Here is a 17,512-nt window from a genome sequence, read left to right as displayed (position 1 = left end):
GCTCTGCGTCGTGTGAACATCACCCACCCGCCGCACAGGATTCCGGTGCGATCGCCGCCTGCGCGAGACAGCTCTGTCTCGACGCAAGGGAAGGAAGACACACGTGACAGACGTCAACGAAGGCGCCTCAGGCGTCTCGCTGGATGCCGACCCGAAGACGCTCAAGGTCGCCGACCTGCAGCGTCTCGCCGCCGCTCTCGGAGTGGCCGGAGCCTCGAAGCTCCGCAAGGGCGAGCTGGTCGAAGCCATCCAGACCATCCAGAACAGCACCGACACCGACACCGACGCCGCGGTCACCGAGACCGCCGACGTCATCGAGTCGGTCTCCGCGCTCGAAGTCGCGCCGGAGGCACCGGTGCAGTCCAAGCTGCCCGAGCTCGACCTCGCGCTCGACCAGGCCTTCGGTGCCGAGAAGGCGGCCCCGCCGGCGCGACGCAAGTCCCGCCGGGCCACGACGGCCACCGTCGCCCCGAACGCGACCCCGATCGTCGGCGCCCCCGTCGTCGAGGCACCGGCTGCGCCGGCTGCCGCACCCGCCCCGGTCGAGGCCGAGGCACCGTCCGCTCCGGCCGACGCGGCTCCCGCCGAGCAGTCCGATGACGCCGCCGCGACCGCCGAGTCGCCGAGCGCCGACGAGACGACCCCCGAGCAGACGCCGAGGCGTTCGCGCGGCAACCGCCGTGGTCGCGGACGCGATCGCGACCGCAACGCCGACGACGCCGAGCAGAACACGGCTGAGCAGGGCACCGGCGAGCAGGCCGGCGGCGAGCAGAACCGCGCCGCACAGAACGCCTCCGAGCAGGACTCGAACGACGACGCCGCGAACACGGACGCCGACGACACCCAGGACGGCGAGCAGCAGGACGGCCAGTCGTCCGGCGGGCGCCGCGGTCGTGGCCGAGGCCGCAACCAGAACAACGGCGGCCAGAACAACGGCAACCAGAACACCGGTGGCCAGAACGCCGACGCCGGCCAGAAGGCCGACGCCAAGCAGGAGCAGCAGGGGCAGAACCGCGGCAACCAGGGCGGTCAGGGCAACCAGGGCGCACCGGGCGACGAGTCCGAGGGTCGTGGCGGCCGCAGCCGCTACCGCGACCGCAAGCGTCGCGGATCCGTGCAGAACGACGACGTCGAGCCCGAGATCGCCGAGGACGACGTCCTCATCCCGGTCGCCGGCATCCTCGACGTCCTCGACAACTACGCCTTCGTGCGCACCTCCGGCTACCTCCCGGGCACCAACGACGTCTACGTCTCCCTCGGCCAGGTGAAGAAGTACCACCTGCGCAAGGGCGACGCCGTCGTCGGGGCCATCCGTCAGCCGCGCGACAACGACAGCAGCAGCCGCCAGAAGTACAACGCGATCGTCAAGGTCGACTCCGTCAACGGCCTGTCCGTCGACGAGGCCGGCGCACGCGTCGAGTTCGGCAAACTGACCCCTCTGTACCCGCAGGAGCGCCTCCGTCTCGAGACGGAGCAGACGAAGCTCACGCAGCGCATCATCGACCTCGTCGCACCGATCGGCAAGGGCCAGCGCGGCCTGATCGTCGCCCCGCCGAAGGCCGGGAAGACCATCGTCCTGCAGCAGATCGCCAACGCGATCTCGATCAACAACCCTGAGGTCCACCTCATGGTCGTGCTCGTCGACGAGCGTCCCGAAGAGGTCACCGACATGCAGCGCACGGTGAAGGGTGAGGTCATCGCCTCCACCTTCGACCGGCCGGCCGAGGACCACACGACGGTCGCCGAACTCGCGATCGAGCGCGCCAAGCGTCTCGTCGAGCTCGGCCACGACGTCGTCGTGCTGCTCGACTCGATCACGCGTCTCGGTCGTGCCTACAACCTGGCCGCACCCGCCTCGGGTCGGATCCTCTCCGGTGGTGTCGACGCCGCGGCGCTGTACCCGCCGAAGCGCTTCTTCGGTGCCGCTCGCAACATCGAGAACGGCGGATCCCTCACGATCCTCGCGACCGCGCTCGTCGAGACCGGTTCCAAGATGGACGAGGTCATCTTCGAGGAGTTCAAGGGCACCGGCAACTCGGAGCTCCGGCTCTCGCGCCAGCTCGCCGACAAGCGGATCTTCCCGGCCGTGGACGTCAACGCGTCCTCGACCCGCCGCGAGGAGATGCTGCTCGCCCCCGACGAGGTCAAGGTCACCTGGAAGCTGCGTCGTGCCCTCGCCGGCCTCGACCAGCAGCAGGCCCTCGAGGTCGTCCTCGGCAAGCTGAAGGAGACCACGTCCAACGTGGAGTTCCTCGTCCAGATGCAGAAGTCGATGCCCGCACCGACCTCGCACAGCCACGGACACGAGAACAACCACCGCTAGCGGTCCCGACCGACCCCATCCGTACCCGCGCCGCACTGGCATCGGGAACGGGTGGGGTCGGTCCCGTTTCGCCCCCGGTGCCGCATGATGGTGATGAAGGAAGAGAACGATGTTCGAATCAGTTGAGACGCTCGTCGCCGAGCACAAGGATCTCCAGGATCAGCTCGCCGACCCGGCGGTCCACGGGCGTACAACCTCGACGGTGTCATGAACGGCGCGCTCGGGCCGATCATCGAATCGGCGATCACCGCCGATGAGGAAGCGCGCCTGGCCGACATCGGCGACCAGGACTAGGACTCGAGAGCGCAGTCGCTTCGTCGCGACCTTGTCGGCGAAGAACCGGTCGTGGCTGACCACGACGATGGCGCCGGGGAAGTGCACGAGTGCGCGCTCCATCACCTGCGTGCTCGCGAGGTCCAGGTGGTTCGTCCGGTCCCGTTTCGCCCCCGGTGCCGCATGATGGTGATGAAGGAAGAGAACGATGTTCGAATCAGTTGAGACGCTCGTCGCCGAGCACAAGGATCTCCAGGATCAGCTCGCCGACCCGGCGGTCCACGCCGACCCCGCACGGTCGAAGAAGATCAACCGCCGCTACGCCGAGCTGTCGAAGATCATCGCGGCCTACCACACCTGGCAGGCGACGCAGGAGGACCTCGACGCCGCCCGGGAACTCGCCAAGGAGGACGAGGCGTTCGCCGAGGAGGTGCCGGTGCTCGAAGAGCTGCTGGTGACCAACCAGGAGAAGCTCCGCCGTCTGCTCATCCCGCGCGACCCCGACGACGGCCGCGACGTCATCATGGAGATCAAGGGTGGCGAGGGCGGCGCCGAGAGCGCGCTCTTCGCCGCCGACCTGCTCCGGATGTACCTGCACTACGCGGAGTCCAAGGGGTGGAAGACCGAGCTCCTCGAACGCACCGAGAGCGACCTCGGTGGATACAAGGACGTCCAGGTGGCGATCAAGTCGAACGCGACCGACCCGTCGCAGGGGGTCTGGGCGCACCTCAAGTACGAGGGCGGCGTGCACCGCGTGCAGCGCGTCCCGGCCACCGAGTCCCAAGGCCGCATCCACACCTCCACCACGGGTGTCCTCGTCTTCCCCGAGGTCGATGAGCCGGAGGAGGTCGAGATCAGCCAGAACGACCTGAAGATCGACGTCTACCGGTCGAGCGGCCCCGGCGGTCAGTCGGTCAACACCACGGACTCCGCGGTGCGCATCACCCACCTGCCGACCGGCATCGTGGTGTCGATGCAGAACGAGAAGAGCCAGCTGCAGAACCGTGAGGCCGGTATGCGCGTGCTCCGCGCCCGCATCCTCGCGCGTCAGCAGGAGGAGCAGGCGGCACTCGACAGCGCGGCCCGCAAGACGCAGATCCGCACGATGGACCGCTCCGAGCGCATCCGCACCTACAACTTCCCCGAGAACCGCATCGCCGACCACCGGACCGGGTACAAGGCGTACAACCTCGACGGTGTCATGAACGGCGCGCTCGGGCCGATCATCGAATCGGCGATCACCGCCGATGAGGAAGCGCGCCTGGCCGACATCGGCGACCAGGACTAGGACTCGAGAGCGCAGTCGNCGGCCCGCAAGACGCAGATCCGCACGATGGACCGCTCCGAGCGCATCCGCACCTACAACTTCCCCGAGAACCGCATCGCCGACCACCGGACCGGGTACAAGGCGTACAACCTCGACGGTGTCATGAACGGCGCGCTCGGGCCGATCATCGAATCGGCGATCACCGCCGATGAGGAAGCGCGCCTGGCCGACATCGGCGACCAGGACTAGGACTCGAGAGCGCAGTCGTGGTCGTCATCCCGCTCGGATGACGACCACGACTGCGCTTTCGTCGTTCAGCCGATGCGCAGTCGCTTCGTCGCGACCTTGTCGGCGAAGAACCGGTCGTGGCTGACCACGACGATGGCGCCGGGGAAGTGCACGAGTGCGCGCTCCATCACCTGCGTGCTCGCGAGGTCCAGGTGGTTCGTCGGCTCGTCGAGGAGGAGCACCGAAGCTCCGGAGAGCAGGCACTGGGCCATGGCGACGCGGGCGCGCTGCCCACCCGAGAGCATGCCGATCTTCTGTTTGAGGTCGGCGTCGGAGAACTGGAACATGCCGAGGAAGCGGTTCACCGACTTCTTCGTCGCTGCGAAGGCGAGGCTGTCGGGCATGGCGCCGACGGCGTGCGCGACCGTGTCGGTGAGGTCCAGCTCGTCGACCATCTGGTTGTAGGACGCGTATCTGACCCCGCCGGTCCACGTGACGTGACCGGCGTCGGCGCGTTCGTCGCCCTCGAGGATCCGGAGGAACGTGGACTTGCCCGCACCGTTCGGACCGTGGACGACGATGCGCTCCCGGCGGCCGATCTCGAGGTCGAGTCCGTCGAACAGCGTGTGCTCGCCGTAGGCCTTCGTGAGCCCCTGGATCCGGCAGAGCGTGTCCTTGATGTGAAGGCCGCCGTAGATGTCGGTGATGATGTCGTCGACCGGACGCGGCGGCCTGGCCTTCTTGATCTTCGCCAGCTGCGAGGAGAGGTCTTTCTTCCCGGCGGCCTTGGCCGCCTCGCGACGGTCCGAGATGCCCTCGGCCTCGAAGGCGAGCAGTTCGGACTCGTGGACGAACTGCGCCTCGAGGCTCTTGAGCCGGAACTGCTTCTGAACGACGTACTCGTCGAAGCTGCCGGGGTACTCGTGGAGGTGGAAGTTCTCGACCTCGACGATGCGCGTGACCACGGCGTCGAGGAAGGTCCGGTCGTGCGAGACGACGATCGCCGCACCGCGGAACGAGCCGAACCAGGATTCGAGCCACTCGACCCCCGCGACGTCGAGGAAGTTCGTCGGCTCGTCGAGGAGCAGGACGTCCGGGCGCTCGAGGAGGATCTTCGCGAGCGCCGCGCGGTTGCGCCAACCACCTGAGAGCGAGTCGATGGGGAGCACGCGGCGAGCGGTGTCGAAGCCGAGCGTGGTGAGGGCGGTGTCGATGTGGCGCTGGTAGTCCCAACCGTCCTGGCGCTCCATCTCCTCGAAGAGCTGGGCCTGCCGTTCGATGAGCTTCGTCATCCCGTCGAGGTCGTTCGGGTCGGCGGCGATCGCGGCGTCGATGGATGCGAGTTCCGCCTCGATGGCGTGGATGTGACTGAAGAGTCCCTCGAGGACTTCGGTGATGGTGGCGCTGCCGTCGAGCTCCGAGAACTGCGAGAAGTACCCGATCCGCGTCCCGTCCTCGATGGTGACCGTGCCCGAGTCCGGCTGGAGCTGGTCGAGGGCGAGCTTCAGGAGGGTGGACTTGCCGGAGCCGTTCCGGCCGATGAGCCCGACCCGGTCGCCTGGCTCGAGCCGGAAGAAGACGTCGCGGAGCACCGGGCGCTCCTCGAACCGGACGGTGACGTCGTGCAGGCGGATGAGACTCATGGGGACCTCTCGAGGAACGGGGATGCGGGTGGGATGCGGGAGATCGTCGTCAGGGGGAGGCGTGGACGACGGACCGCCCCACCTCGCGCGGATCAGATGTGGTACTCGGGATCGAGCAACGCGAGACCGTGCGTGCCGCTCCCGCGCGGGCGCTCGACCGCCGGGACGCCGAGCAGCAGGCTGCGGGGTGGGCAGGCCTTGGTGACGACGGCGTTCGCGCCGACGATGGTCCCCGCACCGATCAGGATGGGCCCGAGGATCTTCGCCCCGGCGCCGACGGCGACGCCGTCACCGATCGTCGGGTGGCGCTTGCCGACGCCGCGGCTCTTCCCGCCGAGGGTCACGCCGTGGAAGATCATGACGTCGTCGCCCACCTCGGCCGTCTCGCCGATGACGACGCCCATGCCATGGTCGATGAAGAACCGCCTGCCGATCCGGGCGCCCGGGTGGATCTCGATCCCGGTGAGGAACCGGGTGAACTGGGAGCCGAACCGGGCGAGGGTGCGGAAGCCACGCCGCCACAGGCGATGGTGCAGCCGGTATGCCCAGACGGCATGCAGGCCGGAGTAGCTGAGCGCGATCTCGATGGTGCCGCGGGCCGCCGGATCGTGTGCGCGTGCGGCACCGATGTCCTCGCGGACCCGCGACAGCATTCCCATGCGTCGAGCCTAGTCGCGCAGGTCGTCGTACATCGTCGTCGACAGGTAGCGCTCGCCCGCGTCGGGGATGATGACGACGATGGTCTTGCCGGCCATCTCCGGACGGCGTCCGACCTCGAGGGCCGCCCACACCGCGGCGCCGGAGGACATGCCGCCGATGATGCCGTCGTCGGTCGCGAGGCGTCGTGCGGTCGCGTAGGCCGTGTCGGTCTCGACCGGGATGATCTCGCTGAACAACGAGGTGTCGAGGATGTCGGGCACGAAGTTCGGGCCGATGCCCTGGATCTTGTGTCCACCGGCGCGACCCTCGCTGAGCAGCGGGGAGTCCGCGGGTTCCACGGCGATGATCTGCACGTCGGGGTTGTGCTCGCGGAGCCAGCCGCCGACGCCGGTGATCGTCCCGCCCGTCCCGATGCCCGCGACGAACGCGTCGACCGTGCCGGCGGTGTCCTCCCAGATCTCGGGTGCGGTCGTCCGCCGGTGGATGGCGGGGTTCGCCTCGTTCTCGAACTGCCTGACCCAGACGGCACCGGGGTTCTCGGCGACGATGCGCTGCGCCTCCTGCACGGCGTTCGCCATCCCCTTCGTCGGATCGGTGAGGACGAGCTCGGCACCGTAGGCGCGGAGGAGGGTCCGGCGTTCCTTGCTCATCGAGGCGGGCATCGTGAGGATGACCCGGTAGCCCCGCGCGGCTCCCACGAGGGCGAGCGCGATGCCGGTGTTCCCGCTCGTCGACTCGACGATGGTCCCTCCGGGCTGCAGCTGGCCCGAGGCCTCCGCCGCATCGACGAGCGCGATGCCCAGGCGGTCCTTGACACTCGATCCGGGGTTGTAGAACTCCAGCTTCGCCAGGACGGTCGCACCGACACCCTCGGCGATGCGGTTCAGGCGGACGAGCGGGGTGCGGCCGTAGGCCTGGGTGATGTCGGTGTAGACGGTGCCGGTCACGGTGTTCCTCTTCCTCGAACGGGGCTCGGTTCAGCCTACGACCTGGTCGATCGGCGGTGTCCCGTGCGACGACGAGGGTTGCCGGCCCGCGGCCGCACCGAGGCGGTGGGGTAGGCTCGGTGCGGCCCACCCGACCAGGCCGCCCCAGATGATGACCTCGCTCATGCCCAGCACCCCTTCCGCCGCCGCCGCAGACACCCCGTCCGCCGGCCACCCTGCGACCGTCGAACTCGCGCGCCAACACGCCGTCGAGATCCTCACCCGCGCAGCCGTGCCGTCGCCCGACGTCGACGCCGAGCTGCTCCTCGGACACGTGCTCGGCCTCGGTCGCGGGGCCGTGCAGGCCGCAGCGATCACCGGCCGCGTGCTCGACGCCGAAGAGCGCACCGTGTTCGCCGAGCTGGTCGAGCGTCGGGCCGCGCGCGAACCGCTGCAGCACATCACGGGCCGTGCCGCGTTCCGTTCGATGGAACTCGCGGTCGGACCGGGCGTCTTCGTCCCGCGCCCCGAGACCGAGTCGGTCGTGCAGTTCGCGATCGACGCGCTCCGGGCCGTGCCGATCCCTCGGCCCATCGGCGTCGACCTCGGCACCGGCAGTGGAGCGATCGCGCTGGCGATGGCGACCGAAGTCCCGAACGCGGCGATCTACGCGACCGAGAACTCGGTCGAGGCGTTCATCTGGGCGAGACGGAACTTCGCCGAATCCAGTGCCGACAACGCCACCGTCGTCTTCGAGCACCTCGCCGACGCCTTCCACGAGCTCGACGGCTCGGTGGACGTCGTGATCTCGAACCCCCCGTACGTCCCGGACGACGCGATCCCGCGCGATCCCGAGGTGCGTCTCCACGACCCCTCGGCCGCGCTGTACGGCGGGCCGGACGGTCTCGACGTGGTGCGTCAGGTGTCCACCACCGCGCAGCGCCTGCTCCACCGGGGCGGCACGCTCATCATCGAGCACGGTGAACTCCAGGGGCAGGCCATCCGCGAGCTGCTCACGGCCGACGGCTGGCACGCTGCGGCGACGCACCGCGACCTCACCACCCGCGACCGCACCACCATCGCGATCCGCTGACCCGTCGTTGAGCCCGCGCTTCTCCGCTCCGTAGGCCCCTCTTCCGGTCCCTGAGCCTGTCGAAGGGCGAGTCCGAGCCGTGGATCCGCCGCCCTTCGACAAGCTCAGGGACCGATGGTTCGGTCCAGGGAGTCGTGGTTCGGTTCAGGGACCGGTGGGACGCATCGCCCGGTGGGCCGAGTCAGGGTGTGGCCGCCACGAAGGCGTCGACCGCGGCGTCGAGTCCCGCGACGTCGAAGGCACCTGAGGCGTCCTTCGTCAGTTGGAACGCGTGCATCCCGACGGCCTCGGCGCCCGCGCAGTTCGCCGCGGAGTCGTCGATGAGCATGGTGCGGTCGGGCGCGACGCCGTACCGGCTGAGCGCGCGGGTGTAGACACGGGGCTCGGGTTTCTCCGCTCCGAGGACGGCGGACACGAGGTCGTTCTCGCCGAGGAGGGCTGCGGCCTCGGGAGCCAGCTGCGCGAAGGAGTCCCGGAACGGGATCGGATTGTTCGACAGCAGGGAGACCGTGCCGAGGGTTGATGCACGGGCGAGGGTGGCCAGGACGCCGGGAACCGGGGTCATCGCCGCCGCACGGGCTTCGCGCCACTCCTCGAGGGACAGTGGGTATCCGGTGACCTCGGCGAACACCGCCAGATAGTCTTCGCTCGTCGGGTACTCGCCGATGTTGGCCGCGGCCTCGTGGCCGCCGACCCACCACTGCTTCGCGAGCCGGTACTGGCTCACGCCCGTCAACCGGGAGAGCGCCGGGAGGCGTTTCCGGAAGTCGTAGTCGTACAGGGTCTTGTCGCAGTCGAAGAAGAACACACGCTCTGGCACCACTCCAGTATGCGGCCCCGGGCTCCCAGGACCGGACGCGGGCAGCACGTAGACTGACCAGGCGCGTCGGGCCCACGTCCGTCGTGCCTCGGCGGTGCCGTCCCCGCCGCCGGAGAGGGTGAACCGTGGACCGTCCTGTGACCGCCTGCATCGTCATGTACCGGAACGATCGCGACAAGCTGCGTGCGGCCATCGACTCGACCCTCGGGAGCCCGCTCGTCGAGACGCTGTACCTCGTCGACAACTCGCCGACGGACGAGCTCCGCGACCTCGTGGCCGACCCGCGGGTCGAGTACCTGCACAACCCCTCGAACCCCGGCTTCGGCGCCGCCCACAACCTCGCGATCGCGAAGGTCCTCGGGCGTTCGAAGTTCCACATGGTGGTCAACCCGGACGTGTACTTCGAGCCGGAGGCGATCGAGCAGCTCCACGAGTTCATGCTCGAGCACCCCGAGGTCGGGCACGTCATGCCGAAGGTGCTGTACCCCGACGGATCCCTCCAGTACCTGGTGAAGCGGAACCCCTCCGTCTTCGACCTGTTCGCCCGCCGGTTCCTGCCCGGTCCGCTGAAGCCGCTCGTCGCGAAGCGCATGGCCCGCTACGAGTACCGCGACATCGACGAGGACCCGGCGCACGACTACAGCAAGACGATGTTCGACGTGCCCTACCTCTCGGGGTGCTTCATGTTCCTCCGGACCTCGACCCTGCACCGCGTCGGCTTCTTCGACGAGCGGATCTTCATGTACATCGAGGACGCCGACCTCACCCGACGCTTCCTCCAGGTGTCCCGGACCGCGTACTACCCCGGCGCGACGATCCACCACCACTTCGCGAAGGGCTCGCATCACAACCGGAAGCTGATGTGGTACTCGATCCAGGGGGCCTTCGTGTACTTCCGCACGTGGGGATGGTTCGGACGATGAGCCGGGTGCTCGTGACCGGTGCGACCGGCTTCATCGGGACGAACCTCGTCCCCGTCCTCGAGGCGGCCGGCCACGAGGTCGTGCCGTTCTCGTTGCGCGGGTGGACGGGGGAGCCCTTCCCCGCGGATGTCGATGTCGTGGTGAACCTCGCCGGGAAGGCGCACGACCTCGACGGCACCGCCGCTCCCGAGGTGTACCGCCGGATCAACACCGACCTCGCCGAACGCGCGTACGTCGCCTTCCTGGCGTCGGACGCCACCACCTTCATCCAGCTGAGCAGCGTCGCCGCGGTGAACGAGGCGACGGTCGACGGCGTGCTCGACGAGTCCGCCGAGCCCCACCCGGTGACCCCGTACGGGAAGTCGAAGCTCGCGGCCGAGCGGCTCCTGCTCGCCGTCGAACCGCCCGCCGGTCGCCGGACGGTCGTCCTCCGTCCGACGATGGTGCACGGGCCGGGGGACAAGGGCAACCTGCGCCTCCTGTTCGGTCTGCTGTCCCGCGGCATCCCGTACCCGCTCGACGCCTTCCGCAACGAGCGCAGCTTCGTGTCGATCCAGAACCTCACGTGGGCGATCACGAGCATCATCGACACGCCCGCCGTCACGACGGGTGTCTACCTCGTCGCCGACGACGAGCCCGTGTCGACGGGGCACCTCGTCACGCTCATCGCCGAGGTCACCGGTCGCCGGGTCCGTCGCCTGGCGCTCCCACCGGCCCTCGTGCGGTTGGCGGCCGTCGTCGGCGATCGCGTCCCCGCCGTGCCGCTCAACTCCGGGCGTCTCGCGAAGCTCACCGAGGACTACCGCGTCTCCGGTGCCCGACTGCTCGGCGCACTCGGGCACGAGCGCATGCCGACGGCGACGGACGACGGTCTCCGGTCCTCGATCGCAGCCCTCGCCGCGGAGCGCGGTGCGCCCGGCCCCGACGCGCAGTCCGTGCGCAGCCAACGCGAAGCCGGCGATCGGTAGGATCGACACGTTATGACCTCCACGCTCCCCGACGCCCCCCGTAGATGGACGCAGGCGCCCGGTCCTCGTTTCGCCGCGAAGACCGCCCTCGACGCACTGTGCTGGGTGCTCGCCATCGTGGTCGCCCAGCTCGTCCGGTTCGAGCTCGAGTACGAGCGCGTGGCCCTCGTGGGGACGGTCCTCCTGTGCGTCATCGCCGTGGTCGCCCAGCTCATCGTGGCCTACCTGTGGAGCTACTACCACGGCCTGCACAGCTTCGGCAGCTTCTACGAGGCGAAACAGCTCATCGTCGTCGCGCTGATCGTCACCGCGATCCTCATCGCGGTCAACGCGGTGTTCGGCGTCGCGTGGGGGGTTCCACGGTCCACGACGGTGATCGCGTTCCCGTTCGCGATCGTCTTCATGGGCATCACGCGGTACATCAAGCGCCTCTTCGTCGACAGTCGCAGTCGGCCGATCGAGGCGCAGCGCGTCCTCGTCTACGGAGCCGGTGCGCTGGGGATGTCGATCATCCCTCGGCTCATGCGCGACCCGCAGTCGCCCTACCTCCCGGTGGGCGTCATCGACGACGACCCGTCGAAGCGCAACTTCCGCATCGCCTCGGTCGCCGTGGTCGGCACGGGAGCCGACCTGGTGGCGGCCGTCAAGCGCACCGGGGCGCAGGCGCTCATCATCAGCATCGCGGACGTCGACAACGACTTCATCCGCCAGGTCAGTGAGCGAGCCGACGAGGCGAAGCTCCGGGTGCTCGTCGTGCCGCCCATCGACACGATGCTGGCTCCCGGGACGGGCGAGAGCGCGCCGAGCCTGCGCGACCTCAACGTCGAGGACTTCATCGGCCGCAACACCGTCGACCTGCAGGTCGAGAGCATCGCGGGGTACCTCACCGGTAAGCGCGTGCTCGTCACCGGTGCCGGCGGATCCATCGGCTCCGAGATCGCCCGGCAGGTCAACCAGTTCGGTCCGGCGGAGCTCGTCCTGCTCGACCGCGACGAGACGGGGCTCCACACCACGCAGCTCTCGATCTCCGGACACGGTCTGCTCGACACCAAGGAGGTCGTGCTCGCCGACATCCGCGACCTCCCGTCGCTCATGGAGATCTTCGAGGACCGCCGTCCCGACGTCGTCTTCCACGCGGCAGCACTGAAGCACGCTCCGATGCTCGAGCAGTACCCCGACGAGGCCTGGAAGAACAACGTCCTCGGCACCCTGAACGTCCTCAACGCGGCGCGGGCGGTCGGCGTCGGCACCTTCGTCAACATCTCGACCGACAAGGCGGCGAACCCGACGACCGTCCTCGGGTACAGCAAGCGCATCGCCGAGAAGCTCACCGCATGGATGAGCGCCCAGGAGACCGACGCGCGGTACCTCTCGGTCCGGTTCGGCAACGTCATCGGCAGCCGCGGTTCCGCCATTCCGGCGTTCACCGCCCAGATCGAGGCCGGTGGCCCGGTCACGGTCACGCACCCCGACGTCACCCGCTTCTTCATGACGATCCCCGAAGCGTCGAAGCTCGTCATCCAGGCCGGCGCGATCGGCGACCCGGGCGAGGTCCTCATCCTCGACATGGGCCGTCCGGTCCGCATCCTCGACGTCGCCAAGCGCATGATCGCCGCGTCCGGCAAGGACGTCGAGATCGTGTACACCGGTCTCCGGCACGGCGAGAAGCTGCACGAGGTCCTCATCGACACCGACGAGATCGCCGACCGCTCGAAGCACCCGAAGGTCTCGCACACGCGGATCCAGCCGCTCGACCCGGCACTCCTCGACATCGCCGTCTGGCGGGAGACCATCGCCGACGAGGGCGCCGGCACCCACCACCTGGTGCAATGACGGTTGCCATCCTGGCGGGGGTGCTCGCGCTCGTCGTGAGCCTGCTGTCCCAGCTCGCCATCCGCCCGATCCTCATCCGTCGGGCGGTCGTCGACACCCCGAACCACCGATCCATGCACGTCACGCCGACGATCCGCGGGGGAGGGATCGGCGTCGCGATCGCGGTCGCCGTCGGTCTCGGCACGGCCGCGGTCCTGCTCCACAGTCTGCCGCTCTGGATCGTCGCCGCCGTGTCGATCGTGAACGCGGCCATCGGAGCCGTGGAGGACGTCCGCGGACTCCCCGTCCGGGTGCGCTTCGGCTTGCAGGTCGTACTCGGACTCGTGGCGACCTGGGTGCTCGTCGTCTCGATGGCCGCGAGTTCCTGGTGGATCCCGCTCGGGATCGTGGCGCTCGTCGCCTACACGAACATCGCGAACTTCATGGACGGCGTCAACGGCATCTCCTCGATGCACGGCACGGTCGTCGGCGGGTTCTACGCCGGTCTCGGCGCCGTGGCCGGTCTCCCGGGCGTCACGGCAGCCGGCCTCGTCGTGGCGGCCGCGTTCCTCGGGTTCCTGCCGTGGAACCTCGCTCGGCGCCGGATGTTCCTGGGCGACGTCGGCAGCTACCTGCTCGGCGGCTCCCTCGTCGCGGTCGCCATCTACGCTGCTTTCAGCGGCATCTCCTTCGTTGCGCTGATCGGCCCGGTCCTCGTGTACGTCGCCGACACCGGCACGACGATCATCGCGCGCTGGCGGCGGGGGGAGCCGCTGCACGAGGCGCATCGCAGCCACGTGTACCAGCGTCTCGCCGCCGGCGGACTCGGTCACCTCGGGTCCACCGCCGTCGTCAGCGTCGCGACCCTCGCCACCGGGCTCCTCGGGGTGGTCGTCGCGACGGGCGCCTGGCCCTTCCAGGTCCTCGCCGTCCTCGGCATCCTGCTCGTCCTCGTCGTCTACCTGTGCCTGCCCAGACTGCTCGGAAGACGCCCGAGGCTATGATTGAGCGTCGTCACCCCGATCATCCGGCCGACTGATCACCGATCGGCGGCCCCGTTCAGCCAGGACCCATCACATGCCGCAGACCTTCGATTGCCAGGATCACGCGCAGCTGCTCGCCGGGATGCGCTTGGCACGGACGGCCCTGGCGAGGGGTGAGCTGGTCGTGCTCCCGACCGACACGGTCTACGGGGTGGCCGCCGACGCGTTCTCGCCGGCCGCGGTGCAGCGCCTGCTCGACGCGAAGGGTCGGACCCGGCAGTCACCGCCGCCCGTCCTCGTGTCAGGTGTGAACACGCTCGAGGCCTTGGCGGCGTCCGTCCCGGATGCCGTGCACCGGCTCGTCGAGGCGTTCTGGCCCGGCGGCCTGACCATCGTGCTCGAGGCCCAGCCGTCGCTCGCCTGGGACCTCGGCGAGACCGCGGGCACGGTCGCGCTCCGGATGCCGTCGAACCCGGTGACCCTCGAACTCCTGCAGGACACCGGCCCGCTGGCGGTCTCTTCCGCGAACCTCACCGGCCGACCGGCCGCCACCTCAGCCGCTGCCGCGCTCGAGATGCTGGGCGACTCGGTCTCGGTCTACCTCGACGGCGGCGAAAGCGGCGAGCAGTCGTCGACGATCATCGACGCGACCCGACTCGGCACAGCCGACGAACGGATCGTCGTCCTGCGCGACGGAGCCGTCTCCCGCGAGGCGATCCGCGGCGTGGTGGGCGATCTGCTCCCCGAGCCGCGCGAACCATGAGCCAGTTCTCCGGGTACCTCATCGTGCTCGTCGTGAGCGCGGGCATCACCTTCGGCTTCGCCCACCTCGCGCGGCGGGTCGGCGTGAAGTACGGTCTCCACCCGCCGATCCGCGAACGCGACGTCCACCAGACGCCGACGCCGCGGCTCGGCGGGGTCGCGATGTTCATCGGCATCCTGGTCGCGTTCGGCGTGGCCTGGCAGCTGCCGTTCTTCGACCTCGTGTTCGCCGATCCGGAACCGGTGCTGGCGATCCTCGGTGCCGCCCTGTTCATCGTCGGGATCGGCGTCGCCGACGACCTGTGGGACCTCGACTGGATGATCAAGCTCGCCGCGCAGTTCATGGCGGCAGGGCTCGTCGCCTGGCTCGGTGTGCAGATCTACTCCTTGCCCATCGGTGGCCTGACGGTCGGCTCGTCATGGGTGTCGTTCTCGATGACGGTCTTCGCCATCGTGCTCGTGATGAACGCGATCAACTTCGTCGACGGACTCGACGGGCTCGTCGCCGGTGTCGCCGTCATCGCGAACACCGTGTTCTTCGTCTACACACAGCTGCTCGTGACCTCCACCGGGGCGAGCGACTACTTCAACCTCGCTTCGCTGATCGCCGCGATCCTCGTCGGTGCGTGCCTCGGCTTCCTCCCGCTCAACTGGCACCCCGCCCGACTGTTCATGGGCGATGCCGGTGCGCTGCTCGTGGGGCTGCTCATGGCGACCTCCGCAGCCGCCGTGACCGGCCAGGTCGACCCGGCTGCCCTGGGCCGCACGCAACTCTTGCCCGCGTTCATCCCGATCCTGCTGCCGTTCGCCATCCTGGTCGTGCCGCTCGCCGACTTCGTGCTGGCCGTCCTCCGTCGTCTCCGCGCCGGAAAGTCACCGTTCAGCGCCGACCGGATGCACCTCCACCACCGGCTGCTCGACCTCGGTCACAGCCAGGTGCACGCCGTCCTCATCTTCTACGGCTGGACGGTCGTCATCTCCGTCGGATGCCTGGCGTTCTTCGCTGCCCCGACGTGGCTGGCCGTCCTCTTCGTCTCCGTGGGGGTCGTCACCTGCACGGCGTTCACCCTCCTGCCGATCGGTCGCCGCAGGCGGGCCGACCGGCTCGCGCAGCGCGTTGCCACCGGCACGGAGGGCGCTCCCGGGTCCGCGCTGTACGATCGGCTCGACGAGGCCTCCGGGCAGCGCGACCCCGAGGCGCCCGTGAGCGGCGACACCCTCGACACCCTCGACTCTCTCGCCAAGAAGGACCAGCACCCATGACTCCTCCCGCCCAGGCCGGCTCCCACGCGAGCGCCAACCGGGTCTTCCGCACGGCACTCCGGTACAGCGCGCTCCTCGCGCTCGTGATCGCCGTCGTCGGGGGAGTGGTCGGCTGGAGCGTCGACGGTTCCCGCGGGCTGACGAGTGCGCTCATCGGCACCGCGATGGCGCTCGTGTTCCTCGGCATCACCTCGGTGAGCATCCTCTTCGCCAACCGCTGGTCCGGCCAGGAGTTCTTCGTCGGCATCCTGTTCGGGGTGGTGATGGGCAGCTGGCTCGTGAAGTTCGTCATCTTCCTCGTGCTCGGCTTCATCCTGAAGGACCAGCCGTGGGTCAACGCACCGATCCTGTTCGGGAGCGTCATCGTCGGTGTCGTCGGATCGCTCGTGATCGACGCCGTCGTGGCGGCGAAGGTGCGGGTGCCCTACGTCTCGGACGACATCCTCCCGAAGGCGTCGCCGCAGGACTCCGACCAGGGCTGACGCTGCGGACGCATCCAGGTCGCGCGGGAGCATGCCGGAACCGGTATCCGAGGCACAGCCGAGGTCCCAGCTCGGAATATAGCCGTGGAATACCACCCCTGGGTTCGTCGGGGCCGGGTTTCCTTGCTAGACTCGTCAACGAATCCTCCCACTAGCACCGCTTCGGCGTGCGGCGAGGAGACATCCCCCCTGTTCGTCGCCGCGAGAGCTCTGCTCCACGCCCCCGAAACTGGAGATACGTGCTGTTCGCTAACGCCGTGCACCTGATCGCACCGATGGCCGCCGAAGATGGCGAGTTCCACGGTCCGTCGATCGACGAGTTCTTCCCCGACATCATCCTCTTCGAGGGCACGCCCTTCGCGATCAACCGGGTCATCCTGATCCGGTTCATCGCGGTGATCGCCCTCCTCCTGTTCTTCTGGCTGTCGACGCGCAAGATGCGCCTCGTCCCCGGCCGCGCGCAGAGCCTCGCCGAGATGGGGCTCGGCTTCGTCCGCGTCAACATCGCGGAAGACCTGCTCGGCAAGAAGGACGGCCTCCGGTTCCTGCCGATCCTGACGACCATCTTCTTCATGGTCCTCGCGATGAACCTGACGGGCATCATCCCCGGGCTGAACCTGGCCGGTACCTCGGTCATCGGTGTCCCGTTGGTGCTCGCACTGGTGTCCTACGTCACCTTCATCTACGCCGGTATCAAGAAGAGCCCGGGCAAGTTCTTCAAGAACTCCCTCTTCCCCTCCGGGGTGCCGTGGCCGGTGTACATCATCGTCACGCCGATCGAGCTCATCTCGACCTTCGTCATCCGCCCGCTCACGCTGACGCTCCGACTCCTCATGAACATGATCGTCGGGCACCTGCTCCTCGTCCTGTTCTTCGCGGCGACGCAGTTCTTCATCGTGAACCTCGGCGGATGGTTCGCCCTGATGGGTGTCGGGACGCTGGCCTTCGGCCTCGTCTTCACCCTCTTCGAACTCCTGGTCGCAGTCCTCCAGGCCTACGTCTTCACCCTCCTCACCGCGGTCTACATCCAGCTCGCGGTCGCAGAAGAGCACTAATCGAGCCCGGCACCCGCCAGGTCTCACCCAA

General features: G+C 68.8%; 16 protein-coding genes and 2 pseudogenes. 13 read left to right on the top strand and 5 right to left on the bottom strand.

Features of this window, described 5'->3' with window-relative positions:
- Positions 1-103 precede the first annotated feature (103 nt).
- The 4 genes and pseudogenes from rho to GV015_RS19310 form a co-directional block, all read left to right on the top strand.
- Complete coding sequence (gene rho / locus GV015_RS15530) at positions 104-2,323, top strand: transcription termination factor Rho (RefSeq protein ID WP_159879209.1); 2,220 nt, start codon at positions 104-106, stop codon at positions 2,321-2,323.
- 177 nt (positions 2,324-2,500) lie between these two features.
- Positions 2,501-2,617: pseudogene (locus GV015_RS19200) on the top strand (peptide chain release factor 1); the annotation flags it as partial.
- A 187-nt stretch (positions 2,618-2,804) separates the two neighbouring features.
- The gene (gene prfA, locus GV015_RS15520) at positions 2,805-3,884 is read left to right on the top strand and encodes a peptide chain release factor 1 (RefSeq protein ID WP_071262434.1); all 1,080 of its coding nucleotides are present in this window, start codon (positions 2,805-2,807) and stop codon (positions 3,882-3,884) included.
- Positions 3,885-3,903: 19 nt separating this feature from the next.
- Positions 3,904-4,112: pseudogene (locus GV015_RS19310) on the top strand (peptide chain release factor 1); the annotation flags it as partial.
- 65 nt (positions 4,113-4,177) lie between these two features.
- On the opposite strand, the gene GV015_RS15510 reads toward GV015_RS19310, so the two are convergent.
- The 4 genes from GV015_RS15510 to GV015_RS19250 all read right to left on the bottom strand — a co-directional run bounded on the left by GV015_RS15510 (position 4,178) and on the right by GV015_RS19250 (position 7,506).
- Positions 4,178-5,734, bottom strand: coding sequence for an ABC-F family ATP-binding cassette domain-containing protein (locus tag GV015_RS15510; protein WP_159879205.1), 1,557 nt, complete (start codon positions 5,732-5,734; stop codon positions 4,178-4,180).
- A 92-nt stretch (positions 5,735-5,826) separates the two neighbouring features.
- Entirely contained in the window at positions 5,827-6,393 is a 567-nt protein-coding gene (epsC, locus tag GV015_RS15505) for a serine O-acetyltransferase EpsC (RefSeq protein ID WP_137243300.1), read from the bottom strand.
- 9 nt (positions 6,394-6,402) lie between these two features.
- Entirely contained in the window at positions 6,403-7,341 is a 939-nt protein-coding gene (cysK, locus tag GV015_RS15500; protein WP_064295302.1) for a cysteine synthase A, read from the bottom strand.
- 30 nt (positions 7,342-7,371) lie between these two features.
- Positions 7,372-7,506 carry a hypothetical protein gene (locus tag GV015_RS19250; RefSeq protein ID WP_256377217.1) on the bottom strand — a complete coding sequence of 45 codons (135 nt, stop codon included), beginning with the start codon at positions 7,504-7,506 and terminating at the stop codon, positions 7,372-7,374.
- On the opposite strand from GV015_RS19250, the gene prmC reads away from it, so the two are divergent.
- Complete coding sequence (gene prmC, locus GV015_RS15495; protein WP_236555498.1) at positions 7,505-8,413, top strand: peptide chain release factor N(5)-glutamine methyltransferase; 909 nt, start codon at positions 7,505-7,507, stop codon at positions 8,411-8,413. The two genes, GV015_RS19250 and prmC, sit on opposite strands and share 2 nt — an antisense overlap.
- 181 nt (positions 8,414-8,594) lie before the next feature.
- Here prmC and GV015_RS15490 read toward each other — a convergent pair whose 3' ends face one another.
- Positions 8,595-9,233, bottom strand: coding sequence for an HAD-IA family hydrolase (locus GV015_RS15490; protein WP_236555496.1), 639 nt, complete (start codon positions 9,231-9,233; stop codon positions 8,595-8,597).
- A 125-nt stretch (positions 9,234-9,358) separates the two neighbouring features.
- On the opposite strand from GV015_RS15490, the gene GV015_RS15485 reads away from it, so the two are divergent.
- The 8 genes from GV015_RS15485 (at position 9,359) to atpB (ending at position 17,481) form a co-directional block, all read left to right on the top strand.
- A complete protein-coding gene (locus GV015_RS15485; protein ID WP_159879201.1) occupies positions 9,359-10,156 on the top strand; it encodes a glycosyltransferase family 2 protein in 798 nt (265 codons plus the stop codon).
- On the top strand, positions 10,153-11,124 hold the full coding sequence (locus GV015_RS15480; RefSeq protein ID WP_159879199.1) for an NAD-dependent epimerase/dehydratase family protein: 972 nt from the start codon (positions 10,153-10,155) through the stop codon (positions 11,122-11,124). Before GV015_RS15485 ends, GV015_RS15480 begins: the two co-directional genes overlap by 4 nt.
- A gap of 12 nt (positions 11,125-11,136) precedes the next feature.
- Entirely contained in the window at positions 11,137-12,957 is a 1,821-nt protein-coding gene (locus GV015_RS15475; protein WP_124769589.1) for a nucleoside-diphosphate sugar epimerase/dehydratase, read from the top strand.
- A complete protein-coding gene (locus GV015_RS15470) occupies positions 12,954-13,940 on the top strand; it encodes a glycosyltransferase family 4 protein (protein WP_159879197.1) in 987 nt (328 codons plus the stop codon). The genes GV015_RS15475 and GV015_RS15470 overlap by 4 nt, the downstream gene beginning before the upstream one ends.
- A 73-nt stretch (positions 13,941-14,013) precedes the next feature.
- On the top strand, positions 14,014-14,682 hold the full coding sequence (locus tag GV015_RS15465; protein ID WP_079707193.1) for an L-threonylcarbamoyladenylate synthase: 669 nt from the start codon (positions 14,014-14,016) through the stop codon (positions 14,680-14,682).
- Positions 14,679-15,944, top strand: coding sequence for an MraY family glycosyltransferase (locus tag GV015_RS15460; RefSeq protein ID WP_079707192.1), 1,266 nt, complete (start codon positions 14,679-14,681; stop codon positions 15,942-15,944). Before GV015_RS15465 ends, GV015_RS15460 begins: the two co-directional genes overlap by 4 nt.
- On the top strand, positions 15,941-16,426 hold the full coding sequence (locus GV015_RS15455; RefSeq protein WP_085513235.1) for a hypothetical protein: 486 nt from the start codon (positions 15,941-15,943) through the stop codon (positions 16,424-16,426). The genes GV015_RS15460 and GV015_RS15455 overlap by 4 nt, the downstream gene beginning before the upstream one ends.
- A 275-nt stretch (positions 16,427-16,701) precedes the next feature.
- Complete coding sequence (gene atpB / locus GV015_RS15450; protein ID WP_175117868.1) at positions 16,702-17,481, top strand: F0F1 ATP synthase subunit A; 780 nt, start codon at positions 16,702-16,704, stop codon at positions 17,479-17,481.
- Positions 17,482-17,512: the final 31 nt, after the last annotated feature.

Source organism: Plantibacter sp. T3 (assembly GCF_902506515.1).
Classification (GTDB): Bacteria; Actinomycetota; Actinomycetes; order Actinomycetales; family Microbacteriaceae; genus Plantibacter; species Plantibacter auratus.
Note: the sequence above shows the minus strand (reverse complement) of the source record. Positions and strands in the feature narration are given on the sequence as shown.